The organism is Thalassospira sp. UBA4513 (assembly GCF_002388495.1).
GTDB classification, from domain to species: Bacteria; Pseudomonadota; Alphaproteobacteria; order Rhodospirillales; family Thalassospiraceae; genus Thalassospira; species Thalassospira tepidiphila.
This window is the reverse complement of the sequence record NZ_DGMR01000003.1, coordinates 172,040-197,806: the sequence shown is the minus strand read 5'-3', so window position 1 is coordinate 197,806 and position 25,767 is coordinate 172,040. Positions and strand designations below refer to the sequence as shown.

General features: G+C 56.4%; 25 protein-coding genes and 1 pseudogene. 19 read left to right on the top strand and 7 right to left on the bottom strand.

Features of this window, described 5'->3' with window-relative positions; translation table 11 throughout:
• Window positions 1-286 (top strand): annotated as a pseudogene (locus B2T33_RS01680) (DUF1801 domain-containing protein); the annotation flags it as partial.
• A gap of 6 nt (window positions 287-292) precedes the next feature.
• Here the strand turns inward: B2T33_RS01680 and B2T33_RS01675 are convergent.
• Window positions 293-751, bottom strand: coding sequence for a MarR family winged helix-turn-helix transcriptional regulator (locus tag B2T33_RS01675; protein ID WP_063087753.1), 459 nt, complete (start codon window positions 749-751; stop codon window positions 293-295).
• A 283-nt stretch (window positions 752-1,034) separates the two neighbouring features.
• Here B2T33_RS01675 and B2T33_RS01670 point away from each other — a divergent pair, with 283 nt between their 5' ends.
• The 6 genes from B2T33_RS01670 to B2T33_RS01645 all read left to right on the top strand — a co-directional run bounded on the left by B2T33_RS01670 (window position 1,035) and on the right by B2T33_RS01645 (window position 4,962).
• Window positions 1,035-2,093, top strand: coding sequence for an alpha/beta hydrolase (locus B2T33_RS01670; RefSeq protein WP_286791007.1), 1,059 nt, complete (start codon window positions 1,035-1,037; stop codon window positions 2,091-2,093).
• 143 nt (window positions 2,094-2,236) lie between these two features.
• Window positions 2,237-2,662 (top strand): organic hydroperoxide resistance protein, encoded by a 426-nt coding sequence (locus B2T33_RS01665; protein WP_286791006.1) that lies wholly within the window; start codon window positions 2,237-2,239, stop codon window positions 2,660-2,662.
• A gap of 182 nt (window positions 2,663-2,844) precedes the next feature.
• On the top strand, window positions 2,845-3,141 hold the full coding sequence (locus tag B2T33_RS01660; RefSeq protein WP_064781788.1) for a putative quinol monooxygenase: 297 nt from the start codon (window positions 2,845-2,847) through the stop codon (window positions 3,139-3,141).
• Window positions 3,142-3,171: 30 nt separating this feature from the next.
• A complete protein-coding gene (locus B2T33_RS01655) occupies window positions 3,172-3,609 on the top strand; it encodes a YqaA family protein (protein WP_286791005.1) in 438 nt (145 codons plus the stop codon).
• Between the two features lie 178 nt (window positions 3,610-3,787).
• On the top strand, window positions 3,788-4,156 hold the full coding sequence (locus tag B2T33_RS01650) for a hypothetical protein (RefSeq protein ID WP_063087745.1): 369 nt from the start codon (window positions 3,788-3,790) through the stop codon (window positions 4,154-4,156).
• Between the two features lie 197 nt (window positions 4,157-4,353).
• Window positions 4,354-4,962 carry a LysE family translocator gene (locus B2T33_RS01645; protein WP_286791004.1) on the top strand — a complete coding sequence of 203 codons (609 nt, stop codon included), beginning with the start codon at window positions 4,354-4,356 and terminating at the stop codon, window positions 4,960-4,962.
• Window positions 4,963-5,067: 105 nt separating this feature from the next.
• Here B2T33_RS01645 and B2T33_RS01640 read toward each other — a convergent pair whose 3' ends face one another.
• Window positions 5,068-5,925, bottom strand: coding sequence for an AraC family transcriptional regulator (locus tag B2T33_RS01640; RefSeq protein ID WP_286791003.1), 858 nt, complete (start codon window positions 5,923-5,925; stop codon window positions 5,068-5,070).
• Between the two features lie 101 nt (window positions 5,926-6,026).
• Between B2T33_RS01640 and B2T33_RS01635 the strand changes: the two genes are divergently transcribed.
• The 4 genes from B2T33_RS01635 to B2T33_RS01620 all read left to right on the top strand — a co-directional run bounded on the left by B2T33_RS01635 (window position 6,027) and on the right by B2T33_RS01620 (window position 12,197).
• Window positions 6,027-8,810, top strand: coding sequence for an ATP-dependent DNA helicase (locus B2T33_RS01635; protein ID WP_286791002.1), 2,784 nt, complete (start codon window positions 6,027-6,029; stop codon window positions 8,808-8,810).
• Window positions 8,811-8,853: 43 nt separating this feature from the next.
• Window positions 8,854-10,173 carry a glycosyltransferase gene (locus B2T33_RS01630; protein ID WP_286791001.1) on the top strand — a complete coding sequence of 440 codons (1,320 nt, stop codon included), beginning with the start codon at window positions 8,854-8,856 and terminating at the stop codon, window positions 10,171-10,173.
• Window positions 10,174-10,230: 57 nt separating this feature from the next.
• Window positions 10,231-10,689, top strand: coding sequence for a DUF2946 domain-containing protein (locus B2T33_RS01625; RefSeq protein WP_286791000.1), 459 nt, complete (start codon window positions 10,231-10,233; stop codon window positions 10,687-10,689).
• Window positions 10,690-10,820: 131 nt separating this feature from the next.
• A complete protein-coding gene (locus tag B2T33_RS01620; protein ID WP_197146981.1) occupies window positions 10,821-12,197 on the top strand; it encodes a PepSY-associated TM helix domain-containing protein in 1,377 nt (458 codons plus the stop codon).
• A gap of 61 nt (window positions 12,198-12,258) precedes the next feature.
• On the opposite strand, the gene B2T33_RS01615 is transcribed toward B2T33_RS01620, so the two are convergent.
• The 3 genes from B2T33_RS01615 to B2T33_RS01605 all read right to left on the bottom strand — a co-directional run bounded on the left by B2T33_RS01615 (window position 12,259) and on the right by B2T33_RS01605 (window position 15,791).
• Complete coding sequence (locus B2T33_RS01615; RefSeq protein ID WP_286790999.1) at window positions 12,259-14,184, bottom strand: heavy metal translocating P-type ATPase; 1,926 nt, start codon at window positions 14,182-14,184, stop codon at window positions 12,259-12,261.
• 27 nt (window positions 14,185-14,211) lie between these two features.
• A complete protein-coding gene (locus B2T33_RS01610) occupies window positions 14,212-14,781 on the bottom strand; it encodes an HdeD family acid-resistance protein (RefSeq protein WP_040823471.1) in 570 nt (189 codons plus the stop codon).
• A 110-nt stretch (window positions 14,782-14,891) separates the two neighbouring features.
• The gene (locus tag B2T33_RS01605) at window positions 14,892-15,791 is read right to left on the bottom strand and encodes a LysR substrate-binding domain-containing protein (RefSeq protein ID WP_064781779.1); all 900 of its coding nucleotides are present in this window, start codon (window positions 15,789-15,791) and stop codon (window positions 14,892-14,894) included.
• Window positions 15,792-15,893: 102 nt separating this feature from the next.
• Between B2T33_RS01605 and B2T33_RS01600 the strand changes: the two genes are divergently transcribed.
• The 3 genes from B2T33_RS01600 (at window position 15,894) to B2T33_RS01590 (ending at window position 18,217) form a co-directional block, all read left to right on the top strand.
• Entirely contained in the window at window positions 15,894-16,784 is an 891-nt protein-coding gene (locus B2T33_RS01600; RefSeq protein ID WP_197146978.1) for a DMT family transporter, read from the top strand.
• Window positions 16,785-16,925: 141 nt separating this feature from the next.
• Complete coding sequence (locus B2T33_RS01595; RefSeq protein WP_064781777.1) at window positions 16,926-17,372, top strand: DUF2946 family protein; 447 nt, start codon at window positions 16,926-16,928, stop codon at window positions 17,370-17,372.
• A gap of 200 nt (window positions 17,373-17,572) precedes the next feature.
• Entirely contained in the window at window positions 17,573-18,217 is a 645-nt protein-coding gene (locus tag B2T33_RS01590; RefSeq protein ID WP_008890258.1) for a Crp/Fnr family transcriptional regulator, read from the top strand.
• A gap of 81 nt (window positions 18,218-18,298) precedes the next feature.
• Here B2T33_RS01590 and B2T33_RS01585 read toward each other — a convergent pair whose 3' ends face one another.
• A complete protein-coding gene (locus tag B2T33_RS01585) occupies window positions 18,299-21,310 on the bottom strand; it encodes a sensor domain-containing protein (protein ID WP_286790998.1) in 3,012 nt (1,003 codons plus the stop codon).
• A gap of 483 nt (window positions 21,311-21,793) precedes the next feature.
• Between B2T33_RS01585 and B2T33_RS01580 the strand changes: the two genes are divergently transcribed.
• The 3 genes from B2T33_RS01580 (at window position 21,794) to B2T33_RS01570 (ending at window position 23,604) form a co-directional block, all read left to right on the top strand.
• Complete coding sequence (locus B2T33_RS01580; protein WP_008890260.1) at window positions 21,794-22,207, top strand: tellurite resistance TerB family protein; 414 nt, start codon at window positions 21,794-21,796, stop codon at window positions 22,205-22,207.
• A 274-nt stretch (window positions 22,208-22,481) separates the two neighbouring features.
• A complete protein-coding gene (locus B2T33_RS01575; RefSeq protein ID WP_286790997.1) occupies window positions 22,482-23,366 on the top strand; it encodes an NAD(P)-dependent oxidoreductase in 885 nt (294 codons plus the stop codon).
• Complete coding sequence (locus B2T33_RS01570; protein WP_286790996.1) at window positions 23,353-23,604, top strand: GDCCVxC domain-containing (seleno)protein; 252 nt, start codon at window positions 23,353-23,355, stop codon at window positions 23,602-23,604. Before B2T33_RS01575 ends, B2T33_RS01570 begins: the two co-directional genes overlap by 14 nt.
• 41 nt (window positions 23,605-23,645) lie before the next feature.
• Here B2T33_RS01570 and B2T33_RS01565 read toward each other — a convergent pair whose 3' ends face one another.
• Window positions 23,646-24,191, bottom strand: coding sequence for a class I SAM-dependent methyltransferase (locus B2T33_RS01565; protein WP_286790995.1), 546 nt, complete (start codon window positions 24,189-24,191; stop codon window positions 23,646-23,648).
• A 111-nt stretch (window positions 24,192-24,302) separates the two neighbouring features.
• Here B2T33_RS01565 and B2T33_RS01560 point away from each other — a divergent pair, with 111 nt between their 5' ends.
• Together B2T33_RS01560 and B2T33_RS01555 are read left to right on the top strand one after the other, a co-directional pair.
• Entirely contained in the window at window positions 24,303-24,521 is a 219-nt protein-coding gene (locus B2T33_RS01560) for a SlyX family protein (RefSeq protein WP_286790994.1), read from the top strand.
• A gap of 55 nt (window positions 24,522-24,576) precedes the next feature.
• Complete coding sequence (locus tag B2T33_RS01555) at window positions 24,577-25,752, top strand: DUF3095 domain-containing protein (RefSeq protein ID WP_286790993.1); 1,176 nt, start codon at window positions 24,577-24,579, stop codon at window positions 25,750-25,752.
• Window positions 25,753-25,767: the final 15 nt, after the last annotated feature.

The window sequence follows — 25,767 nt, the reverse complement described above, 5'->3', positions numbered from 1 at the left end:
CGAAAGCCTGAAATGGGGCGAACCGGCCTGGCGGCCCCAATCCGGATCGGGCATTACCATTCGTGCCGACTGGAAAGCCAAAACACCTGATCAGGTCATGATCTTTTTTGATTGCAAGACCGACCTGATTGACCGCACGCGCAGCCTGCTCTCGGCCGATCTGACGACCGAGGGCAATCGCGCCATTATCCTGCCACTGGACCGGCCCCTGCCTGAACCAGCGATCAAGACCGCGCTTGGCTGGGCCCTGACCTATCACCGGGATCGGAAACAGCAGGTGAACTAACCGCGATCAAACCTTCTGACCGCCAGCCTCCATCTGATCGCGCATGGTCCGCAAATCACGGTTCAGGCGTTTGGCGGTCTCGATATCAAGTCCGGTGGCGTCAAGAATGCAGGGCGGAACTTCTTCTGCCTTGTTGCGCAGATCTTTTCCGGCCTCGGTCAGGCTGACACGCACAGATCGCTCGTCCTCAGGATCGCGCTTGCGGCTGACAAGCCCGTTGGCTTCAAGACGTTTGAGCAACGGTGTCAGTGTACTTGATTCCAGATAGAGCTTTGAGCCAATGCTCCGCACCGACTGGTTGTCTTCCTGCCACAGGGTCACCATCACCAGATATTGCGGATAGGTCAGCCCCAGATTATCCAGAAGCGGCTTATAGACCCGGTTAAAGGCATGACCGGCTGAATAGATCGAAAAGCACAGAAACTTTTCGAGCTGAAGCAGATCATCTTTGGATGAGTTGTCCATTGGTCGGTTCCTTTAATGTGGGGCAACAAGACATCGCATTGCGCAGAATTCTGCGATTTCCATACCCACCGGCGATGTCCGTCTTCTCGAAACATCCTGGGTCTGAAATTTTCGAAGCCAAGTAAATTAAATCGCACGCGATTAAATAACAAGCGATTTTATTGCATGACTGGGTTTCTCATTTTTATATCGTGCACGATTTAATTGCGTGCGATACATAATTCAACAAAACGCAACGCCGCCCCTCAAACATCACGGACGGCCCATTTAAAGGATCAGACCCATGAGCCCATTCAATTCAAAAGTTGCTGCTGCTGTCTTCTCTGGCGCACTCTTCACTGGCACACTGGCAATGTCGACCTCCCTGACCAGCACCGCAGCCTTCGCAGAGCCGGTTCTTGAAAACACCACCCAGGAATTCATTGATGTCCTTTCCGCGTCCGGCGGCCCGGCCATCTATACCCTGACCCCGGCTGAGGCCCGCAACGTTCTGGCGGGTGCGCAGTCCGGCGAGGTTGCCAAACCGGCCGTTGATATCACTGACACCGTCTTTGGGGTTGGCCCAACAGGTGCCACCAAGGTCCGCATCATCCGCCCGGCGGGCAATACTGATCGCCTTCCTGTGATCGTGTATTTCCATGGCGCAGGCTGGGTGATGGGCGATACCGGAACCCATGATCGTCTGGTCCGTGAACTCGCCGTTCGTGCCAATGCGGCCCTGGTGTTTGTGGATTACGAACGCTCCCCCGAGGCGCGCTACCCGATCGCGATTGAGCAGGATTACGCAGTTACCAAATATGTTGCTGAACATGGTGAACAGCTCAATATCGATCCAACCCGTCTGGCAATTGCCGGCGACAGTGTCGGGGGCAACATGACCGCTGTGGTCTCGCTTCTGGCCCAGGAACGCAAAGGTCCGCAAATCACCGCACAGGTTCTGTTCTATCCGGTGACGGATGCCGATTTTGACAACGGATCCTATACCGAATTTGCCAACGGCCCGTGGTTGACCGAGCCTGCGATGGAATGGTTCTGGAACCAGTACCTGCCCGAAGGCGTTGATCGTACTGACCCGAAAATCACACCGATCCATGCAAGTGCCGATCAGCTTGCCGGTCAGGCCCCGGCACTTGTGATTACTGCGGAAAATGACGTGCTGCGGGATGAAGGCGAAGCATATGCCCGCAAACTGAGCCAGGCTGGCGTTGATGTCACCGTCACGCGTTACAACGGCACGATCCATGACTTTGTCATGCTCAATGCCCTTGCCGATACCCCGGCTGCCAAAGGCGCAATTGCCCAGGCCGGTCAGTATCTCCACACCGCCCTGCACGGCGAATAACACGACGAATACAGGGGAATTGTCCCCAAACTTTAACACTCTTTCGGGTAGGTGCGGTTGCACCTGCCCGCCCCCGGCGACATATGAACCTAACAGCCGGGTAATCACCAACCGAACCAATGTTCAAACAAAGGATGAAAACCATGTCTGTTGATGTCAAATACACCGCACTCGCTTCTGCAACCGGTGGCCGCGATGGCCGCGCCTCGACTGACGATGGATCGCTTGATGTCAAGCTGTCCACGCCAAAGGAACTCGGCGGTGCTGGCGGTGACGGCCATAACCCGGAACAGCTTTTTGCCATGGGTTACTCGGCCTGCTTTATCGGCGCCATGAAGGCAGCCAGCAGCCAGACCAAGATCAAGGTGCCAAATGATGTCGGGGTTTCGGCTGAAGTCGGTATCGGTCCGCGCGAAGCAGGCGGCTTCGGTATCGCTGTCGAACTCACGGTATCGCTGCCGGGTCTCGACAAGGCAGATGCCGAGAAACTCGTTGAAACAGCACACACCATTTGCCCCTATTCCAACGCAATTCGCGGCAATGTCGATGTCACCACGACCATCGCCTAATTTTCGTCTCCCCCCTGCTGGTCAGCTCCCCCCAAACTGCTGACCAGCAATTCCAGGCCCGGTGTCCCCCGCACCGGGCCTTTTTCTGTTCTCTGCCTGCTTGTGAAACAAACATTTGTCCTGCACTGTGGTTGGTGATGATCAATCCAAAAGCCAAACAATGAAAATGACAGGAAACCGAAATGTCCAAGCAGCTTACCGTTGTTGCCACCGCACGCGCCAAACCCGGCATGGAAGAAGAACTTGGCAAACGGCTTTTGGCATTGGTTGAACCATCGCGCGCCGAGGAAGGCTGCATCAGCTATGACATGCACCAGTCAAATGACGATCCCGCCCTCTGGTTGGCCTATGAAAACTGGCGCTCGGAAGAAGACCTCGCCCGACATTTCGAGATGCCCTACCTAAAGGCCTTTGGCGAGAGCAAGGATGAAGTGCTTGCACAGCCGCTTGATGTCCGTAAATTCAGCCTCAAATCATAACGCCTGAATTGATCTGACTGGCTTTTACACGTGCTTTTCGCCCTTTTCCTTTCCGCCCTGACATCCGCAACCATCCTGCCCGGCACGTCCGAGGCGGCGTTGGCCGCGCTCATTGCGTCCGGTGATCATGCGGTTTGGGTGCTGGTGCTGGTCGCCACGGTCGGCAATGTTCTTGGATCGCTCATCAACTGGTGGCTCGGCCTTTATGCCGAGCATTTCAAGCACAAGCGCTGGTTCCCCGTCTCCGCCGAGGCACTGAATCGTGCATCGCGCTGGTTTGGCAAATACGGGCTGTGGTCATTACTGCTTTCATGGCTGCCGATTATTGGGGATCCGCTCACGCTGTTTGCCGGGGTCATGCGGGTGCGCCTTCTGCCCTTCATCATTCTGGTGACCATTGGCAAGGCGGCGCGCTATGCCATGATTGCCGGTGGGGCAACTGGTTTGTCGAACATGTTTTCCGGTTGAAGCACGAAATAATTCTTCGAAATATCGAAAAATAAAATTGCTCCCCTTCAGAAAATCCACCTTTGATTTAAATATTTAAAAATAAATCAATTGTAATATTACATCATCAATGTTTTCCTTTGATCTAACAGAGCCGCGAAAAATACTTTTCACGGCCTGATTAAAAGGAATTTTATTTATGGCTATCGAAATCCCTGCATGGACAAAGCCCGGAATTTGGGGCGGCATTATCGGCGCCGCACTGATCACCATTGTCGGTTTTAGCACCGGCTCGGTGGTGTCTGGTGGCACTGCGCAGGAAATGGCCGATGCAAGCGGCAAGGAAGCAACGATCTCGGCAATGGCACCGGTATGTGTCGCCCAGTTCAAAATGCTTTCGCCCAACAATCAGACGGCGGAACTTACGGCCCTCAAGGCTGAAAGCTCTTACAAGCGCGACGATTTCGTGATTGCAAAAGGCTGGGCAACCATGCCGGGCAGTGACGAACCCAACAACGAGATCGCTCAGCGCTGTGCATCGCTTCTGATGGATCTGACGGCAAGCTGATCTGACAGCGGTTCCGGCACACCAACCGGAACACGGATACCGACAGCTCGCAACGCAACCGGCTCCACATCCGGTTGCGTTTTTTTATGCCCAAAGCCGAAATCACCTTCGCGCAGGTCAATTTTGTTCAATAAACGCGCCGCCAGACAGCGCATGTTGATCAACAACAAAAAACACACCGTGCGAGGAACACCAAGATGTCCGGCTTTAGCGCCACACTCAGCCTGTATCTTTCGATGGCCGCCTTTGCCTTGGCCGCCTCCATCACACCGGGACCGGTCAACATTCTGGTGCTGAGTTCTGGCGTGCAATATGGCTTTCGCCCGTCCCTTCGCCTTGTCTTTGGCGCGACGGCGGGATTTTGCCTTTTGCTGCTTTTGATCGGGCTGGGCCTGCATGAAATGCTTGAAGCCTTCCCGCAACTGACCACGGTCATTCAGTGGGCCGGGGTGGCGTTTTTGCTGTTTATGGCCTGGAAACTGGCAACGTCAGATGGTGAGCTTGGCAAAGGTGATGCTGCATCCGGGCCAAAGGCGATCACGGGGGCCGTCATGCAATGGCTCAACCCAAAAGCCTGGTTGGCCTCCATCGCCGGGATGGGCGCCTATGCCGCGTCCGGCGCGCCAACCCTGATCTGGGAATTCACCGCCATCTACTTTGTCATCTGCTTTGCCTCGGTCGCGTGCTGGGCCTATGCGGGCGCGTTCCTGTCGCGTTTTTTGGGCGAACCATCCCGCATCCGCGCATTCAACCGGGCGATGGCGGTGTTGCTGATCGCCAGTGCCGCCTATCTCGTTTTCGGATAAATGCGACTGCCCACTTGCGGCAAGGGATTCCCGTCTGCGCGGAAATGACGACATAGCTAAGCTTTCCCCGTCATGCCCGCGATGGCGGGCATCCACAGCCCCAGATCAGGCGGCCTGCGCACGGGCATATTGCCGTGGGGTAGCCGCCATAAGGCGTTTGAATATCCGCTGGAAATGCGCCTGATCGGCAAAGCCGGTTTCAAGCGCGACATCAACGATCTTTTCCCCACGCCTAAGCGCATGGCGCGCACGCTGCACCCGGCAATTGATCAGATAGGCATAAGGCGTCATGCCAAAACTCTTTTTAAACGCGCGCACCAGATAGGACCGGGAATAGCCAACCAGTGCGGCCAGATCATCCAGACTGATATTTTCGGCATAATGGGCGCGGATATACTCGCCCACCTGGGCCATCTTGCGATCATGAACCGCACCGGCGGCATGCAATTCGCGCCCCCCCAGCACACCGCGCCGGTCAAGCTGCACATGCAGATCGCCAAAGAACGACACAAGGGCGGTTTCCTTGCCAAGAATATCGACATCCGGATTGGCCAGCATATCGGCAAGATCAATCAAGCCATCATAAAGATTCGGATCGTGGCTGAGCGTGTCGGAAAACATCGCGAACTTTCCGGCCGCGTCGGCATCCAGCTCAATCTGCAAATCCAAAAGCCAGTCCGGATCAACAAACAGCATGTCATAAACCCAGTCCGCCCCCTTGACCGGATTGCAGCCATGAACATCCTCCGGGTTGAGGATCACCACCGACCCGGCCTGCGTTTCGTGGGTTTTGCCCCGGTTCCAATAGGTGCTGTGACCGCCCTTCACCGTGCCAATGGAAAAGGTATCATGGCTATGGCGTTCGTAGCAGACCTGATGCCCGTCCGCCACGCGCCGCAATTCGACAAACGGCATGGCATCGTCGCGCCAGAAATGCTGATTGCGGGTATTGGGGGCTGCCATTGTGGTCCGTCTTCTTGTGTTTGGGTGTTTGCTTTATAAATTCGAAGATAGGTCAATTTCCCCGGTGGCGCCACTGTCGCTGTCTGCTTATAGTGCCCCAAATGTTCGATGATCGTTCCGAAGAGTCCCAACCGCGTTTCATGCCGCCCAACGCACCTGTCATGGTCGTTGGATTGCGTCATGCCGTGTTTTTGTCGCCCGATGGCGAGATCGAGGAACTCCCGCACGGGGCCGCGGCCAAGCGCGCGCGATCATCACGCCCCATTCTGGTTCATACCCCGGCCTGTGCAAGGCGGCTGAAATCCGATCCGTTTCCGGCCCATGACCTGCTGGAGCTGTTTGCCTTTGTCCGCCCGGCACAGTTTTGTGTGCCGACCCCGCGCGGCATTGCATTGGCGACGGGCCAGAAACCGGCCGATGACCTGATCGGTCAGGCAGAGGCATTGGCAGAAGCCATGAAACGGCTTTTGCAGGAACTTGCCACCCTTCATCGCAATAAACGCGGTCCGGCCCTTTCGGTTGCATGGCCGATGGCGCGCGGCCACTGGCCGTGGGGTGTTTCGGTTCTGGCCGCCCTTGGGGCCGATGGCGACGGTCCGCATCGTTATGCGGTTTATGAGGGCCTTAAAGTCTGGAAAAAGCTTGGTGAATGGGCTGAACATGCTCCGCCGCCGCCACCGGCCAATTATCCGGTTGATCCCAAGGATGCCCGTAAACGCCTGAAAGACCTGCTTGGCGAAGGCGCGGAAGAACGTCCGCAACAGGCCGATTATGCATCATCCGTATGTTCCGCCTTTGGCCCGCGCCTGCATGATGGTGCGCCCAATATCGTCCTGGCCGAGGCCGGAACGGGGACCGGCAAGACATTGGGTTATGTCGCCCCGGCATCGCTTTGGGCCCAGAAGAATGACGGTGCAGTCTGGATTTCGACCTATACCCGTAACCTGCAACGCCAGATCGATCAGGAACTTGATCGCCTGTACGACGATCCCAAGGACAAGCGCCTGAAGGCCGTCGTGCGCAAGGGTCGGGAAAACTATTTCTGCCTGCTGAATTTCGAGGAAGCCCAACGCCCGCTTAATCAACAACCACATCAGGCAACCCCGTTGGGCCTGATTGCCCGATGGGCATCGCATACCCGTGATGGCGATATGGTCGGCGGTGATTTCCCGGCCTGGCTGACCGAATTGCTGGGCAACCGGTTCACCGGGGCGCTGGCCGATCAGCGCGGCGAATGCATCTATGCCGCCTGCCCGCACTATTCGAAATGCTTTGTCGAAAAGACTGTACGCCGCGCCCGCTCGGCCGAGATCGTGGTGGCAAACCATGCACTGGTTATGGTGCAGGCGGCACTTGGCGGGCTTGATGATGCATCCATGCCGACACGTTACGTGTTTGACGAAGGCCATCATCTTTTTGATGCCGCCGACAAGGCCTTTTCATCCCACCTGACCGGGATGGAGGGGCAGGAACTCCGTCGCTGGTTACTCGGTGCTGAGCAAAAGGGATCATCGCGCGCACGCGGCCTGAAACAGCGCCTTGAAACGCTTATTCTGGACCGCGACGAACTGCGTGATGCCGTCAATGCCGTGATTGTCGCTGCGCAATGCCTGCCCGAACAGGGCTGGCTATCGCGCATTCATGACGGATCACAACATGCCAAGGGCCCGGCAGAAACCTTCCTTGCCCATGTCCGGGCACAGGTGATGGCGCGCTCCGCCGAGGGGGATCGGGGATACTCAATCGAGACCGATTGCAAACCGGCGCTCAACGAAGTTCTTGCCAGTGCGGCGGATCTCGATCGCGCGCTGGAAGCCATGGAAAAACCGGCCAAATCGCTTATCAAGATCATCGCTCATATGCTCGATGAAAAGGCCGATGAGCTTGATAGTGCTGAACGCCAGCGCCTTGATGCCGCGATCCGGTCGCTTGAACGCCGTGCGATCATGCAGGTTGGTGCGTGGCGCGAAATGCTGGCATCGCTGGTCGAGGAAACACCCAAAACCTTTGTCGACTGGTTTGCGATTGAGCGCCAGTTTGGCCGGGATTTTGATGTTGGCATGCATCGCCATTACCTTGATCCGACCATCCCGCTGACCACGTCCCTTGCCCCCACCGCGCACGGCATGGTGGTGACATCCGCGACCCTGCGTGATGGCACAGGGGACGAAGAATTCGACTGGGCCGTGGCCGAGGATCGCACGGGGGCGGCCCACATGCCGCTTCCCGCCATCCGGGCGGCGATGAAAAGCCCGTATAACTACCGCGAACAAACCCGCGTCTTTATCGTCAATGACCTTGGCCGCGATAACCCGGACCATGTTGCCGCGGCCTATCGCGAACTGTTTTTGGCATCGGGTGGCGGTGCGCTTGGCCTGTTTACCGCGATCAACCGGTTGCGGGCGGTTTATGAGCGCCTGACCGGGCCTATGGATGAAGCAGGCCTGCAACTTCTGGCCCAGCATATTGATGGCATGGATGTCTCGACCCTGATTGACATTTTCCGGGTAGAGCGCGACGCCTGCTTGCTTGGCACCGATGCGGTGCGTGACGGGGTGGATGTCCCGGGCGATTCCTTGCGCCTGATCGTCTTTGACCGCGTGCCCTGGCCCCGCCCCGACATCCTGCACCGTGCACGAAAATCGGCGTTCCATGGTGCCCGCTATGACGACATGCTGACACGGCTTCGCATGAAGCAGGCCTTTGGCCGCCTGGTGCGGCGCGCCGAAGATCGCGGCGTGTTTGTGTTGCTTGATAACCGCATGCCATCGCGGCTTCTGGGTGCCTTCCCCGATGATGTCGAGGTCCAGCGTGTTGGCCTGCGCGAAGCGATTGAACAGACGCGAAACTTCCTTGGCAATGACCGGGATAGCGAAGAAGGTTAATCGGTTTCTTTGGCCTCAATTGTGACGGCGGAGAGGACTTACCATGCATGTCATGCTGATGACCTATGGGACGCGCGGTGACGTGCAGCCCTTTGTCGCGCTGGGCCGTGGGCTGATCCAAAAGGGGCATCGGGTCACTGTCGCCGCGCCGGAACGCTTTGCCAGTTTTGTCACGGATCATGACCTTGAATTCGCAGCCCTGACCAACGCGTTGATTGCGCTTATGGATGATCCGCAATTTGCCCGTGCGTCTGATCCGAAGGCATCGGCCTTGGCGAAACTGAGGTCGTTATTTACCATCGGTAAAAAGGCGCGCGGCCTTCAGGACACACTGCTTGATGATATTTTCCGCACCATTGATCAGGGCAAGCCCGACGTCATCGTTTTTCATCCGAAAACCTTTGGCGCGCTGCCGATTGGCAGGCATTTCGGCATCCCGGTTGTGATGGCGCAACTGATCCCGTCCTTCATCCCGACCGGTGATTATCCCCATATGGGTATTCCCGATCTTGGCCTGCGCGATACCTTGGGGCGCTGGTATAACCGCGTGACCGGCAAGCTTATCTACCGGATTTTGAACGCAACACTGCGTCGGCAGGTTTGCCGGTGGGCCGCACGACGTCAAAGCGGGATCAATGCCAAGTCTTTGGACATTGTGAAGTCCTGCCAGTCCGGTACGCTTCGCATCATTCACGCCTTTAGCAACGCCGTGATCAGTCGCCCCAAAGATTGGCCGGAACATGCAACAGTCAGCGGATACTGGTTCCTCGACAGGACAACCCAAACCGACCCACCCGATCCGGCAGTACAAAACTTTATCGAAAGCCATAAAAACCTGATCTATATCGGTTTCGGATCAATGCCCGGCAATGATCCGAGCGCGATGGCCAAGATGATTGCAAAGGCCGTCTCACAGGCCGATGTTAGCGCTATCGTCGCAACCGGCTGGGGCGGGATGGGCGATATTGACTGGCCATCCAACATCCTTGCGGTGCGCGAGGTTCCCCATGACTGGCTGTTCCCGAAAGTCGATATCGTCATTCATCATGGTGGGGCAGGTACCTGTGCGGCAGCCATGCGCGCCGGTCGACCATCCATCATCATTCCGTTTTTCGGTGATCAACCTTTCTGGGCAAAATGCCTGCACAGGCTTGGCGTTGCACCACGCCCGATCAAGCCTGCAAAACTTGATGCCGCGATGCTGGCCCAACAAATCAAAACGGTTCTTGAAACGCCGTCCTATCAAAATAATGCCGAACATCTCGCAAGCAAGATCGCCGCTGACGATGGCATCGCGAATGCCATTGCCGAAATCACGCGCGCCGCTGAGCAATCTGACCTTCCCAGAACTGGAAGCCTTTGACACATCCCGGTGAAGGGCATAAACACGATCCAGACAAAGCTTGATGGATCGCAACACGTGCAACGCAAACACCAGATCAGTCTGATCTTCAGACAGGGCCTTTCGGCACTGGTGACTGTGGTGTTCCTTGCCAATACCATCATGTTTGGCTTCATGCATATTCCCATGGCAAAGGCCAATGGGGCATCGCTGGCCTCGGTCATGGATGGGGTGGTGCGCATTCCGATTGTCATTTGCACCGGATCCACCTTCAAAACCGTTCTGGTCCGCGCCGATGGGCTCCCTGATGAGCCGGGCCAGAATGCAGACGCGCCAGATGGCTTTGAATGTGCGCTGTGCGGTTTGGGTAATTATGCCTTTGGCATGCCGGTCACGCCGGAACTTCCCGAACTCCAAGCAATCGAACTTAGCAACGCAGTTGCTGCCCTTCACATTACCGCGCGCAAGCATGTTTTTTGTGCCCTTGCGCCATCGCCACGCGCCCCCCCCCTGCTGTTTCTTGACCATTTGCCTTAGCACGCCTGAAAACCCGCAAGTTCCATGACAGGATAATTGCGCGTTCAGGTCTGCTTTTTCCCAAAATTTTCTGTGCCCTTGACGTGTCGACACACCGTCGCACGCCTTGCGCATATGCATGGACAAGAAACATGACTGAAACTTCCAAATCCCCGGCATCACAGGGGAATACAAGCCTGTATCGCGCTGTCTGGCGCTGGCATTTTTATGCCGGTCTTCTGATCCTGCCCTTCATGATCCTGATGGCGATCACGGGGGCGGCTTACATCTATCGCGATGAAATCGATGACTGGTATCACGCCGACCTTAAATTCGTTGAGGCATCGGGCCAAGCGCCCCTGCCGATAAGCCAACAGATTGACGCGGCCCTTCTTGCCGTTCCGGGCAGTGCCGCCAAGGTCATGCCCCCGGCAAGTCCGGATCGCAGCAGTGAAATCGTCATTGCCACTGAGGCCGGCGGGCGCGAGGCGGTTTACGTTAATCCTTATACAGGTGACGTTCTGGGGCATATGCCCGATCGCACTACCATCATGTGGGTGGTCCGGCGCATTCACAGCCTTGCCGAATTTGGCACCATCCCGAATTACATCATTGAAATTGCATCAGGCTGGGCGATCCTTCTGGTTTTGACCGGGATGTATTTGTGGTGGCCGCGCGGCAATCAGAAAGGCGGGGTTGTCAGCCTGCGTGGAACACCCAAACGCCGCATCTGGTGGCGTGATGCCCATGCCGTCACCGGCATCTTCATTGGTGTTTTCATTATCTTCATGGCCGGAACCGGCATGTTCTGGTCGGTGTTCTGGGGCAAATATGCCAACCAGTTTGCCAACGGCACGCCCAATGGATATCCGTCCGGCGTTCGGATCGATGTGCCGCTGTCGACCATTCCGATGATTGATGCCTTTGGCGACGTAAGTTGGATCAACGAAAACATTCCGCTGCCGCAATCGGTTGATGGTGGAGCCAATCCGGTGACAAAGCCGAACCCCATCGGCATTGATCAGGCCGTCGCAACCTTTAACGATATGGGGCTCACACCGGGATATGTCGTGGCCCTGCCGCGCTCGGAAACCGGGGTTTATTCGGCGTCGATCTATCCCGATGACCTGTCGCTGCAACGGGTCATTCACTTGGATCAATATTCCGGAAGGCCCCTGATCGATATGGGCTATGCCGATTACGGGCCGTTCGGCAAGATCATGGAATTTGGCATCAATGTTCACATGGGTCAGGAATTTGGCATCGCCAATCAGATCATCCTGCTGGTGATCTGTGCCCTGATCATTTTCATGTCGGTATCGGCTGGTGTGATGTGGTGGAAACGACGCCCAGCCGGTGCCCTTGGCGTCCCGCCGATGCCGCGCGACACAGGCAAGCTTAAAACGGTCACCGCCATCCTTGTCATTGGCGGCATCATCTATCCGACCGTTGGCGCATCCATGATTGTCATCTGGCTTCTGGATTACCTGCTGGTCGCCCGCCCGCAACGCAAATTGCGCACGGCATAACCCTGCTATTTCGTCGCGGTCCGCAAACATATTCGGGCCGCGACTTTCCATCTCAGTCGCTCTAGTCCTCGACAATATCCGCATCAATATTATGCCGGATCGCCAGTCGAAGCGCATTAAGGATCGCGATGATATCAATGCCTTCCTGCAAAAGAGCCCCGGCGACCGGGGTGATATAGCCTGCCGCTGCAAAGCCCATGGCGACGATGGAAAGCACCATGCCGCCGATGACACTTTGCAAAAGGATGCGGCGCATCGCCATGCTGATGTGAAGTAGCTCGTCAACCGTTACCAATGAGGCTTCGGGGATCACGGCACCAGCGGCGTCAGCAGTGACGGCACTTTCCTTGCCAAAGGCAATGCCGACGGTGGCAACGGCCAGTGCCGGGGCATCGTTGATGCCATCGCCCATGAACAGGGTTGGGGCCTTGGCAGTTTCTGCGCGGACGATCGCGACTTTCTGTTCCGGGCTTTGCGATGCCAGACTTTCCGAAATGCCCAGCAGTTCCGAAAGATAGCTGACCTCGCTTTCCCGGTCGCCAGAAAGCAACATCACCTTGTTGAAATGATGGATGTCGCCCAGATGCCCGACGAAGCTTTCGCCCTCTGCGCGCGGGGTATCGCGGAAGCGGAAGGTCGCGCCATATTTGCCATCCACCAGCACCACGCATTCAAGCCCGGCTGCCGTTTCCGGCAAAAGCCCCGCGATCTCGGGGTCGGATTTCATCAGTTTATTGCGGTGGGTCACGGCAACTTCATGCCCGTCCACCTGCCCGCTTAAGCCCTGCCCCGGTTTTTCCGAGGCATGATTAACCTCATCAAGCGGCAGTTTGCGATCCCGCGCCGCATTCAAAACCGCCGAGGCCAGCGGATGTTTCGAATAACGTTCAAGGCTGGCGGCCAGTCGCAAGACAAGGTTGCCATCCATGTCGGGCCCGGCCAGCACCTCCACCAGCTCCGGTCGGCCATAGGTCAGCGTGCCGGTTTTATCGAAAATCGCCGTTTGACAGGTTGGCAAGCGTTCCAGAACGGTCGGGTCACGGATGACGATACCGCGTCTGGCGGCGATTGAAATCGCACTCATCACCGTGATCGGAATGGCAATCAAAAGCGGACAGGGTGTCGCCACTACCAGCACCGCCAGAAAGCGTGATGAATCGTCACTCAGATACCCGACCAAGATCGCAAACAAAAGCGCTGCCGGGGCAAACCACGCGCCGATCTGGTCACCAAGACGGCGAATGCGCGGGCGTTTTTGTTCGGCCTCGGCCATGACATCCATGATCTGGGCATAACGGGAATCCCGCGCGCGCTTTTCCGCCCGGATGATCAGGACGGCCTCGCCATTGATCGCGCCCGACAGCACATTGGTGCCCGGTGCCTTGGCAACCACATAGGGCTCCCCGGTCAGGTAGCTTTCATCCATGCTGCCATGGCCATCAACAACGATGCCATCGGCGGGCGCAGTTTCATGCGGAAAGACCGCGATCAGATCGCCAATGTCGATCTCATCAATCGCGATATCCGTAATCTCGCCATCGGAGGATTTGCGATGCGCGACACTTGGCATGCGCTTGGCCAGGGCATTCAGGGCCGACGACGCCTTGCGCATGGCAAAGCCTTCAAGAACCTGCCCGCCGGTCAGCATCAGAATGATCAGGCTGGCGGCAAGATATTCCGCCAGCACCACACCGGTAACAAAGGCAATAGCGGCCAGAAAATCAGCGCCCATTTCGCGCCGCAAAAGCTTGATTGCAAGCTGCGCCAAAATGGGGATGCCACCCAGCAAAAACAAAACCAAAAGCGGCAGGTCTGCGGTGCGTTGGCCCAGCATCATGTCGGGTAGACCAAACACCCCAGGAAACATCAGGATAAAATGCCCCGCCATGGCAAGCAGGGTAATGATCAGAATGGTGCGGTTAAGGCCCGGGGCGGACAAGGCATCATCACACCGTTCAAGAACACCAACTGGTGGCGTGTTTGCCATGCCTTACCCCTTATGTGTTTATGGTTTTCAGGCCTGCGAAACCTTGCCCATCGCCATCGATACCATCAGATAACTGAAACCCGACGACAACAAATTGATGCCAATCAACAGACCAATCGCCCAGGTGGCGGAGCTTGGCAGTTCGGCAAAGATCAGGACACCGGCCAGAACCGAAATCCCGCCAGAAACCAGCATCCACTTCCAACCGGGAAACTGTTTGAGCCACAGCGCCATCAGGGTTTCAAAAATCCCGTGCAGCAAAAAGGCAATCGCCAGCAACACGGTCAGTGTCACAATGCCACCTTCTGGCATGAAGGCCAGCCAGCCGCCAATCAGGGCAAAGACAATCCCCTGAACGACATCAAGGCTGCGCCGTGTCGGGGTATCGGCATTCCAGGCCCCGTAAAAATGACCAAGCGCCCCAAACAGGAACAGCCAGCCAATCACGGTTTTAAAGGCAATTGTCGTGACAAAGGGAAAGGCCACCGCCAGTACGCCAAGGATCAGCATCACCACGCCGACGTTGCGCAGCCGTTTGCGCCCCTTTTCCAAAAGGCCACGCATTTCCGGCGTTCCGTCATTAACGATCAAGGTCATGGTAGGGTGCTCCTGACTGCTGTGGATCGCGGCAATATCAACCTGAAATTGCTGCAAATTATAGCCCATCTAACGCCTGTCGAATAGGACAAGTTCCCAAGGGGCTGATCTTAATCACAGGCCTTTGCCGCCGTGATCAGGCGCTCTGCCACCGCACGCACAGCCGGGCGCTGGTCATAGGCCGGCTGCACCAAAAACGTCGCAAGCGGGCTTCGAACCGGTGCGAAAGGCAGCATGATCAGGTCGTGATTTCCAATTGCCGTGCGCGCAAACGGCAGGCGGGCCAAAATCACACCAAGGCCGGCATCCGCCGCAGACAGCCCGACACTGTAATCCTCTAAGCGGCGATCAGATGGCTTGGGCCGATACTTAACCCCATGTTCGGCCAACCAATGCCGCCACCCGGTCGCGTCGCTGTCATTTAAAAGCGGAAGGTTGGCAATTGCATCTGCATCAAGGCTTTGCGGTTCGAGCCCGCCGAGGAGCTTGGGGGAAATCAGCGGCACCAGATCATCGGCAAACAGCAAGCTTGATTTGGTACCCGGCCATTGTCCCTTGCCACAGCGAATGGCGATGTCGGTCTGCCCGCCATCGAAATCGGCCAGCCGTTCGGTAATTTCAAGTTCAAGCCGCACATTCAGATCACGCTCGATCTCGGGCACAAGCTTAAGGAACCAGATCCGGGCATAAGATGGCAGCAAACTTATTTTGATGACATCCGGTCCACGGCGTTGCCGCCAGGGCTGCGCGCCTTGCGACAAAAGATCAATCGCCGCCTGTGTTTCGCGCAAAAACCGTTGCCCATCAGGCGTCGGGCGCACCCCGCGGCCATAGCGTTCAAACAAATCATAGCCAAGCCATTGTTCGACCTGTGCAACATGGCGGCTGATCACGCTATGCGTCACACCCATTTCACTGGCGGCGGCCGAAAAGGACCCGTTGCGCGCCGCGGCCATCACCGCGGGCAAAAGCGCAAGAGGCGGAAGGGAAAGGTCATTGCTGTGCACCATATGCACATCTGATCCCCAAGCTATGTTCTATGTCAACACTCATGATCGCGCTATCAGCAAGACAGAAGACAAATTCATTCGCATAGAACGAGGGGAATGCTGATGTTCTCACAAGCCACTTTGGGCCTTGCCTGTGCCCTGATTACGGTTCTGTCCTGGGCGGCGGCCTTTCCGTTGATCGGGGTTGCGCTTTCGGGGCTTGATCCCCTGCCCCTTGCCGCTGTGCGCTTTACACTGGCGGCCTGTCCGGCTGTGATCTGGCTTGCGATCAAACGCCCGGAAATGCCCAAGCTGGTTGATCTTGCACGGCTTGGATTGGGCGGTGCGCTTGGCATCAGCATCTATAACTGGTTGCTCAATACCGGGCAGCAAACGGTATCACCGGGCGCGGCAAGCTTTATCATCAATACATTACCGATCTGGACGGCGATGCTCGCGACAGTGTTTCTGCGTGACCGGTTCGGGATTGGTGCCTGGATTGCCACAGCGGTGAGTTTTTCCGGCGTTGTCCTGATCGCCGTTGGTCAACCCGGCCCGATGCGTTTTGGCAATGGCAGTTCGTTGATCTTGCTGGCATCCATGCTGTCAGCCACCTATTTCGTTCTGGTGCGTGGGGTGATTGCGCGATATGGCCCGGCCACCTGCACCTGCTGGACACTGATCACCGGTGCGCTATGGCTAACACCCTGGTTGCCCGACGGGATGGCACAAATCAGTGTGGCTTCGGTTTCGGTGATTTCGGCGGTGTTGTTCCTTGGTCTTGTTTCCGCATCCCTTGGCTATGCCACCTGGAGCATCGCAATCGGCCATTTCGGGCCGGCATCGGCGGCAAACTTTTTATATCTGGTGCCACCCATTGCCGTTGTGCTGGCATGGACTCTAAACGGTATTACGCCCGATATCCTGACCCTGATCGGCGGCGCGGTGGCGATAACCGGTGTGGTTATGTTGCGCATTTCCATGGCAAGATCGGCCCGCAAGGCAACGGCGTAGCCAAGGGTGTGCCGGGCCTGGCCCGGCATATCAGAACGATTATAAAGAAAAACTGATAACTGGTTCACAATTCGATGCTTTGACATGGGGGTTTCAAGGGTCTATCAAATTCCAGACCTTATCCAATCTGGATGGAAACCCGTGTATTTCACACCGCTCAACAGCTTGGTTGCACGACGCACCCTGTCACTTTGTGTGGCGTGGCTGTTGCTGGTCAACGCGCTGTTTTTCGGGTTCATGCACGCGCCTGTCGCCCTTGAAACAGTGCCGACGTCGAACACGGAAGTTTCCCAGACCTATGTCCCGCTGATTATCTGTACCGCAAATGGCATCAAAACCATTTCGGTTCCAGCCGACCTTGCCGCAGATCGCACTGCCAATCCGCACAGTTCCGACGCCTTTGATGGCTTCCAGTGCGCCAGTTGCGGCCTTGGCAACCACGTGGTCGGCATGCCGGTTGAACCTGAATTACCGTTGATCCATCGGATCCGGCTGTCTAATAAGGTCACGGCCCTTCACATTACGGCACGTCTGCACGATTTCTGCCCGATTGCCGCATCCCCGCGCGCACCGCCGGTCGCCATCTGACCGGATTTCCAAGCACTGTCTTTCAGGGCCTTGTTGGCGGTTTTACGCCACAACTGTATCTGACGGACGTGGTTCTATCCGATCATCATCCCATGCCAGCCGGTAAAGCCGGCGACTTCCGGGACATCCCGGTTCACAGACTGGTGTCGATACGCGACGGCATTGCCGCGTATCTGTAAGGTTGCCAATGGGAGATCCCCATGAACAAAGACGACGCCTTGCTTGTATTGGAAAAACTTGCCGAACCCGCCGTTTTGACTTTGCCATCCGATGCCAGCATCGGACATCACAGCCAGGACCACACATATGTTTACATTGTGCAGTCCGGGTTAGCACTGCGCTGCAAATACACTGAACAGGGGGAAAGGCAGGTCTGCCGGGTTTATCGCCCTGGCGATCCGATCGGCCTTGAAATGCTGGCGGTGACCGACCCGTCGCTTGTGATTGAAACCATCGCACCCTCGGTAATCAAACGCATCCCGATCCAGCGGATCCGTCTTGCCCAGCAAAACGATGCCCGCACGCAATCGGCTGTGACATCTCTTCTGGCAAGCGAGGTCATGGATGGTCAGCAGCTTAAGATCAGTTTTGGCACCGGATCGGCCATGCGCCGGATTTGCCGGTTCCTGTTGTGGTCTGCCCACAATGATCTGGTATCGCTGCCCAACCGTGAAAAGCTTGGCAATATCGTTGCGACCACGACCGAAACGGCTAGTCGCATGATCGCCAATCTGAGGCGTGAGGGCGCAATCACCCGAAACCCGCGCATGCCATCGACCATGCGGATCGATCGCGACAAGCTGTGCAAGGTCGCAGGCGACCCGCAACAGCAATCCGCGGCATAACTGGCCGTCACGATCATCAAACAACAAACGCACCGGGATACCGTTCCGGTGCGTTTTCTTTTGGACCAACACTAATGCTGATTATGAACTGGGTTGGGCAACCGGGAAACGGGCGGGCGAGGTCAGGTTGGCCTTAAGCAGACTTTCCATATCGCTGGCACTGATCGGCTTGCTGAAATAGAAGCCCTGAACTTCATCGACACCCTCGGACGCGATATGTTCAAGCTGGGTTTCGGTTTCAATGCCTTCGACATTGACCGCCATGCCAAATGATCGCGCCAGGAACACAACCGCGCGCACAATCGCGGCATTGCCATCAGAACTGTCGATATCAATGATGAAGGACCGGTCGATCTTGATCTTGTCCACCGGGAAGCGTTTGAGATAGGCCAGCGACGAATACCCCGTCCCGAAATCATCAATCGCAATGCGAATGCCCTGATTTCGCAGGATACCAAGCGTGATGGCGGCTTCGCGCGGATTGTCCATCACGGCCCCCTCGGTCACCTCGAACTGCAACTGATGGGGATCAAGTTCCGTGCGCGAAAGCACTTCGCCGACACTTTCAATCAGGTCTTCGTGACGGGCCAGTTCAAGCGGCGAAAGATTGACCGATATGGTCAATTGGCCATAGCCGGCATCGCGCCATGCCTTGGTCTGTTCGCAGGCACGTTTCAGCACCCATTTGCCGATATCGGCAATGATGCCCATGCGTTCAGCCACCGGGATAAAATCAACCGGGCTGACCTGGCCGCGTGACGGGCTGAACCAGCGCACCAGTGCTTCCATGCCGATGATGCGATGACCGACGATATCAATGATCGGCTGATAGAACAGCTCCAGCTCGTCATTTTCAATCGCATGGCTCAGATCGCGTTCCATCGCCTTGCGTTCCTGAACCTCGACCTGAAGTTTCGGTTCAAAGAAGTGATAGCGATTGCGCCCCTCGGCCTTGGAACAATAAAGCGCCAGATCCGCATTGCGTAGCAGGTCCTTTTCATCGCGACCATCCTGCGGATACATGCAAATCCCGACCGAGGTCGATGCCTGCACTTCATTGCCATCCAGCATGAAACGTTCGGAAATGCGTTCGATCAGGCGCTGGGCGACAAAGGTCACTTCCTCGACCGAGCCCGGCTCGTGGATCAGAACTGCGAATTCATCACCGCCAAGACGCGCGACCACATCCTCGTTGCGCAGGCAAACCCGCATACGTTCGCCAACCCCCTGCAAAAGCAGATCGCCAATCGGATGGCCAAGCGTGTCGTTGATGTCCTTGAAGTTATCAAGATCAAACATCATCAGGACAAAGTGGCAGCGTTCGCGTTTGCTGCGCGCAACGGCCGCCGCCAGCCGTTCCTGGAACAGGGTCCGGTTCGGAAGCCCGGTCAAGCCGTCATGATGGGCAAGGAACTGAATGCGCGCTTCGCTGCGTTTGCGATCGGTAATATCGGTGATCGATCCGTCAATGAGGGTCGGACGGCCCTTCTCATCGCGGACAAGACGGGCATTTTCCTCGACCCAGATGATTTTGCCGTCTTCGCGGCGCATCTCGGTTTCAAAGCCCTGCACAATTCCATCGCGCAGCAACCGGCCGATAAACCGCAAACGATTGACCGGGTTCAGATAATGAAACGCCCAGTCATGCTCCTTGGCAATCAGACTTTCGACCGCGTCATAGCCCAAGATGGATGCAAAGGCCGGGTTGGCCGACAGGATCGGGCCAAGCGGAATACTTTGAAACAGGCCTTCTGCCGAATTTTCGAAAATACCGCGGAATTTTTCCTCGGCATGGCGGAGTGCTCGTTCGACCGACAGTTTTTCTGTCACGTCCTGACCGATACAGATCACACCGGCAACATCGCCATCTTCGCCGAAATGCGCGCGCGCATTCCATTGCAACAGGCGGGTTTCACCGTCGCGGCGCTTGAATGAAAGGACCTCATCCTTGATGATTTCGCCCGACAGCAACCGGCGCACTGCCATCCGAACACGCGCCCGGTCTTCTTCAACCAGCAAAAAGTCAAAGAAGTTCTGACCTGCCGCCTCCATCCAGGAATAGCCGAACGTCCATTCGCATTCGCGGTTATATTCCAGAATGCGCCCCTCGGCATCGAGGAACAGGATGACGCTGCCCGCCGTCTGAACCAAGGCGCGATAGCGTTCCTGACGCCGACGCAGATCATATTCCGCCTGACGGTTCTTGGTAATGTCGGTGATGGTAACGCTATAGCCCAGCAGCATTCCGCCTTCGCCACGAATTTCGGTGGCATTCACCCGCACCCAGATCTGGCTGCCATCGGCTCGGCGCATTTCAATATCGCGGGCCTGAACCCCCTTGCCGGATGCAAGATCACGACGCAGCTGAATGCGGTCGCTGTCGCTGGCATAAAAGGTTTCGGGATGGCGAAAATAGGCCTGGGTCACTTCGCGTACGGAATCATAATTGAACAGTGACGCGGTTTCTTCGTTCACATTGGTAATCGTGCCTTCAGCATTCAGCTCGATAATACCATGCACCGCATGTTCAAGGGCACGGCGATAGCTTTCCTCGCGCGTGCGTTCCTGACCAAACAGCACCAGACAGCCCGAATTTTCCAGCGTGATATATTGCCACTGGAAGAACCGCTGCCCGTAATGGACGGTGCGCGGACTGTCGGTGTCAAATTGCGGACCTTCGTCACTGACCAGCGGGCGCTGGTCGCTTGGATGCATCAGATCAAGCGGCGATGCCATGCCCATTTCAAGGGCAAGCTGCTCTGCTGCGCAATTGGTGCTGCGCAGGCGACCGTTGGTTTCCACCAGCAACACCGGTTGCGGTGAAATCAACGATCCGATGCCCGATGAAACGGTGGCTTCAATGGTTGTAAAGCGGATATAGGTGCGCCGACCGATACTCAGCTTCCAGCCGAACAACACACATGCAGAGTCCCGGAACCCGCATTCGATATAATGGTAGCCGCCAATATCAAGAAGCCGTCCGGAAAGTTCGGCCAGCGGTTTCGACAGACCTTCAACCGCGTCCGGAGAAACCCATTCGCCGACCTGGACACTCTCGTCATAGGCTTCGCGCCATGCTGAATTTACGAGCAATCGTCCTTCGTCTGGATCATATGCTCCAGACGGCAAACACAGGTGGCTGATCAACGCCGTCAACATACCGACGGAATCGATTGCGTTGATGTCTCCCATAGCGGCTTTATTCGTCATGTTTGTTGTCGCTGCGCGACCATAACTGCTACCCCATGCAGTGCAAAGCCAAATTTTCCCCGACGAGAGCCACCAACCCCAATCATTTTGCTTGTATTTTTGTAGCGGCTTCATTTTTTGTTCTTTTGGTCGCGCATGCCGCCTTTTTCACGGCTTTCAACGCCCGCGCGACCGGTGCCGACAGAATGAACGCGATTTCACTACGTAATCCTTAAAATCCTTGAAAATTCATCGGTTAACTGTTGCCCGTGGAAGTTTATCGGCATACCATCGCTCGGCTCGGTGGTTTTCACACTGTCCGGATCCCAACGTCAAAGTCCGGATAAAAGCGTTTCAGGGAACCATCCTCGATAAGGAGTAACCAACGTGATTTCGCATCAGGACGCCTTGATCTACACAATGGTTATGGTATCGGCCGCCGATAACGATATCACCGACGCCGAACTTTCCGCGATGGGCCGCCGGGTCCGTTATCTTCCGATTTTTGCCGGATTTGACAATGATGGCGTCACCAGTGTTGCGCGCGATTGCGCCAAACTGCTGGGCGAAGAAGACGGCATGGACCGCACGCTGGATATGATCCGCGATGCCCTGCCGCGCAAACTGCGCGAAACCGCGTATGTCTTCGCCTGTGAAATCGTCCTGTCCGACAGCGAAATCAGCCAGGAAGAACTCCGCATTCTTGAATTGCTTCGCCACCGGCTTGATATTGACCGGTTGGTCGGATCGGCCATCGAACGCGCCATGGCAGCGCGCTATGTCCGGCCCGGTGATTTTTGATGTTTGCAACGACGGCTGCGGCACCTTGCCAGCACGGCCTTGTTGAGTGAAAAACGGTTAATTCAGCATTCCAACTTTGTGTTGGGCCTGTCTGATCGAATTTGTGGAACACAAAGCGCATTTTGGGCGTTACGCCCTGAAACTGCTGCTCTTGGTCATCCACAATGGGTCAGGACCCAGCCAACAAAACTTTCCGGTTTCGGGCCAATGGGCGCGGACCGTTTTTGCGTCGCCAATTCAGATATCGCTACCGTCACACAAAGGGATCGCCGTCATGACCGCTCTTTCCGGGGAAAACATCGCCTTTATCGGACTTGGATTGATGGGGCGTCCGATGGCGCTCAATCTTGAAAAGGCCGGTGCAGTCCTGACCGTCAATACCCGTAACCCCGAAACCCTCAATGCCTTCGAAGACCTTGGCATTGCAACGGCCGGCACCCCGGCCGATGCCGCGGCCGAGGCCGATATCGTCATCATTTGTGTTGCCAACACGCCCGCACTTGAAAATGTCCTTCTGGGCGAAGAAGGCATTATTGACGGCCTCGAAGAAGGCACCATCGTCATCGACATGGGCACAACCTCGGTCGAAGCCACACGGCGCTTTGCCGATGTGGTCGAAGAAGCCGGCGGCACATGGATTGATGCCCCGGTTTCCGGCGGCACCCACGGGGCTGAGAACGGCACCCTTTCCATCATGGTCGGTGCATCACCCGAAGATTTCGAACGTGCCCATCGGGTGTTTGACGTCCTTGGGTCGCGCGTTACCCATGTCGGCGATGTCAGTTCCGGCCAGATTGCCAAGGCGGCCAACCAGATGATTGTCGGCATCACCATTGGTGCGGTTGCCGAAGCCTTTTCCATGGCCGATGAAGCCGGTGTCGATCTTGATAAATTGCGATCTGCGCTGACCGGTGGTTTTGCCGATTCCGCCATCTTGCAAAAGCACGGCGAACGCATGATCGAACGCAATTTCGAGCCGGGCGGCAAGGTCGTCACCCAGCGCAAGGACCTGTTCCAGGCGCTTGAATTTTCCGAAGGCGAACTGGGGGTCGAACTGCCCATCACCCGTCTTGCCATGGAACTTTATGACGAATTGATCGACATGGGTCATGCCGATCTCGATCATTCAGCATTGATCAAAGTCTATGAAGAAGACTGATGCCGATAACGTCGAACTGGTCTCGGTTCTGACCTGCCCCGAATGCGGGCATGTCGAAACCGAAACCATGCCGACGGATGCCTGCCAGTATTTTTATGACTGCAAGGGATGCGGTGCGGTTCTGCGACCCAAGGCTGGTGATTGCTGTGTTTTCTGTTCTTACGGCACCGTCCCCTGCCCGCCGATCCAGTTGCATGGGCGGAGTCAGGACGGTGGCTGTTGCGGGCATGGCAACTAAGCCGCCCAATTGATCAGACAACACAGATTAGGCAACACAGGTCAGGCAACAATGCCCGGCTTGTGACTGCCGATCCGATACAGGTAAAGATGGTCCGATCCGGTTTTCATCGGCACCTCGCCAAACGCCTGCCAACCAGGAATGGCAAAGGCGCGTGATATCAAAATGCCGCCATTTGTCATGCGCTGATCCAGCACATCGCCAACATCTTCCATAACCCTTGGGTCAAGAAAACACACCACAACGTCGCCCGGATCGCGATCAAGGGCTTTGAAATCACCCCGGATGAAATCAAGGTTGGTCTGCGCCGCCAAAACCGCCCGCATCCGGCTGATGGCATAGGGGATTGGCGAAAGCTCGATACCGGTGACTTTGACCTCCGGCCTTGCCCGCGCAATCGCCAGTGCCAGATCCCCCCAGCCAGATCCGAAATCCGTCACCGCCTTGGTATCACCCGGGATATAGGCGATGATTTCGTCGGCTGCCTTGGCCGATGTCGGCATCGGAACGGCCTTTAGACGGATTGCATAACCCGCAATCAGCGCCAAAATAATGCCGACAAGGGCCAGTACGGATAAATCAGTCATCAACCATCCAGATATGTTAGGGTCCGTGCCGCGCAGTGGTGCCACAGGCATGCGCGTACCGCAAGTCACGGCATACACAGCCAACTGAACACATTTGCAGAAGATACCGGAATGAGCCACGAAGAAACCGACACCCGCATAACCGAGCTTGAAATACAGCTTGCCCACATGGAAACCGTCGTCACCGACCTGTCCGACATGATCAAAAAGCAGTGGAATCGCATCGATCTGCTTGAACGTCAGAACAAATTAATGTCGTCTGATATTAAACGCATGATCGATTTCCTGCGTACAGCACCCGAAGACGATGCACCACCGCCGCATTATTGATGGCACGCAGGGTTTGCTGGTTTCTGGCGATCGCGCCTGCCAATGAAAGATCGATTTGACCAACCTTTATCTCGACATACCGACCTTTGACGACTTCGGAAAGGTCCTTGATGGCACGGTGTATCATGCCCTTCCCGATGACTGGTGGGTTGGCACATCCGATGTCATTGGATCGACCAAGGCGGTCGAAGCCGGTCGGTACAAGGACGTCAATATGGTCGGGGCATCAGTGATTTGCGCGGTCAGCAATGTGCTTGGCCATTCAGATTACCCGTTCCTGTTTGGTGGCGATGGCGCAAGTTTTGCCTGCCCCCCGGATCAGATTGACGCGGTGCGCGATGCCATGGCATCGACGGCCACCTGGGCGCTCGAAACCCTGAACCTTGAATTGCGTGTCGGTCTGGTGCGGATCGGCGATATCCGGGCTGCTGGCCATGATGTCCGGATTGCGCGCTATGCCGTTTCCAATCCGGTTTCCTATGCCATGTTTGCCGGCGGCGGCATGCAATGGGCCGAAGATCAGATGAAACAGGGCAACAACATGATCCCGCCCGCCCCACCCGGCAGTCGACCGGATCTGACCGGGCTTTCATGCCGCTGGTCCCCGATCCGGGCCGAGGGTTCAGACGTCATTCTGTCGATCATTGTTGCAGGGCGTGACGACCGCACCCGGTTTGATGCCACGGTTCATGAACTGTTTGCCATTCTAGATGACAGCCCGCGCAAAAGCAGCCCGATCCCCGAAAACGGACCAGGTGTCGCCTTCCCGCCGCCCGGCATGCATCTTGAGGCAGAGGCCACCAAACATAAGGAAGGCGGTTATATCAAAGCATGGCTCAAGGCGCTTTATATCGCGCTGATCGCGGCCATCCTGATGAAAACCGGCTGGAAACTGGGCGTGTTTGATCCTCGGCGCTATCGCGATTACACCGGCTATAACACCGACTTTCGCAAGTTCGGTGATGGGCTGTGGATGACGGTGAATTGCAGTTTGACCCGTGCCGAGGAAGTCGAAGCCCTTTTGCATGCAGCAGAACTGCAAGGCGATGTTCATTTTGGCACCCATCGCCAACGCAGCGCGATCATGACCTGCATCGTGCCCTCCATCACAAGTGATGCGCATTTCCATTTTCTTGATGGCGGCGAAGGCGGCTATACCGCGGCGGCCACCGCGTTCAAGGCAAAAAGAAAACGCGATCCGGTCCTTGGCGCATCATCGGCCAATGCATGAAACGCATCGATTGTG

Bases quoted from the DNA above. Each gene is read 5' to 3' on its own strand.
- B2T33_RS01570 (WP_286790996.1), top strand. From the start codon at position 23,353: ATGAAGAAGACTGATGCCGATAACGTCGAACTGGTCTCGGTTCTGACC.
- B2T33_RS01650 (WP_063087745.1), top strand. From the start codon at position 3,788: ATGGCTATCGAAATCCCTGCATGGACAAAGCCCGGAATTTGGGGCGGC.
- B2T33_RS01635 (WP_286791002.1), top strand. From the start codon at position 6,027: ATGTTCGATGATCGTTCCGAAGAGTCCCAACCGCGTTTCATGCCGCCC.
- B2T33_RS01620 (WP_197146981.1), top strand. From the start codon at position 10,821: ATGACTGAAACTTCCAAATCCCCGGCATCACAGGGGAATACAAGCCTG.
- B2T33_RS01615 (WP_286790999.1), bottom strand. From the start codon at position 14,184: ATGGCAAACACGCCACCAGTTGGTGTTCTTGAACGGTGTGATGATGCC.
- B2T33_RS01670 (WP_286791007.1), top strand. From the start codon at position 1,035: ATGAGCCCATTCAATTCAAAAGTTGCTGCTGCTGTCTTCTCTGGCGCA.
- B2T33_RS01645 (WP_286791004.1), top strand. From the start codon at position 4,354: ATGTCCGGCTTTAGCGCCACACTCAGCCTGTATCTTTCGATGGCCGCC.
- B2T33_RS01605 (WP_064781779.1), bottom strand. From the start codon at position 15,791: ATGGTGCACAGCAATGACCTTTCCCTTCCGCCTCTTGCGCTTTTGCCC.
- B2T33_RS01630 (WP_286791001.1), top strand. From the start codon at position 8,854: ATGCATGTCATGCTGATGACCTATGGGACGCGCGGTGACGTGCAGCCC.
- B2T33_RS01565 (WP_286790995.1), bottom strand. From the start codon at position 24,191: ATGACTGATTTATCCGTACTGGCCCTTGTCGGCATTATTTTGGCGCTG.
- B2T33_RS01575 (WP_286790997.1), top strand. From the start codon at position 22,482: ATGACCGCTCTTTCCGGGGAAAACATCGCCTTTATCGGACTTGGATTG.
- B2T33_RS01665 (WP_286791006.1), top strand. From the start codon at position 2,237: ATGTCTGTTGATGTCAAATACACCGCACTCGCTTCTGCAACCGGTGGC.
- B2T33_RS01560 (WP_286790994.1), top strand. From the start codon at position 24,303: ATGAGCCACGAAGAAACCGACACCCGCATAACCGAGCTTGAAATACAG.
- B2T33_RS01610 (WP_040823471.1), bottom strand. From the start codon at position 14,781: ATGACCTTGATCGTTAATGACGGAACGCCGGAAATGCGTGGCCTTTTG.
- B2T33_RS01600 (WP_197146978.1), top strand. From the start codon at position 15,894: ATGTTCTCACAAGCCACTTTGGGCCTTGCCTGTGCCCTGATTACGGTT.
- B2T33_RS01660 (WP_064781788.1), top strand. From the start codon at position 2,845: ATGTCCAAGCAGCTTACCGTTGTTGCCACCGCACGCGCCAAACCCGGC.
- B2T33_RS01675 (WP_063087753.1), bottom strand. From the start codon at position 751: ATGGACAACTCATCCAAAGATGATCTGCTTCAGCTCGAAAAGTTTCTG.
- B2T33_RS01590 (WP_008890258.1), top strand. From the start codon at position 17,573: ATGAACAAAGACGACGCCTTGCTTGTATTGGAAAAACTTGCCGAACCC.
- B2T33_RS01640 (WP_286791003.1), bottom strand. From the start codon at position 5,925: ATGGCAGCCCCCAATACCCGCAATCAGCATTTCTGGCGCGACGATGCC.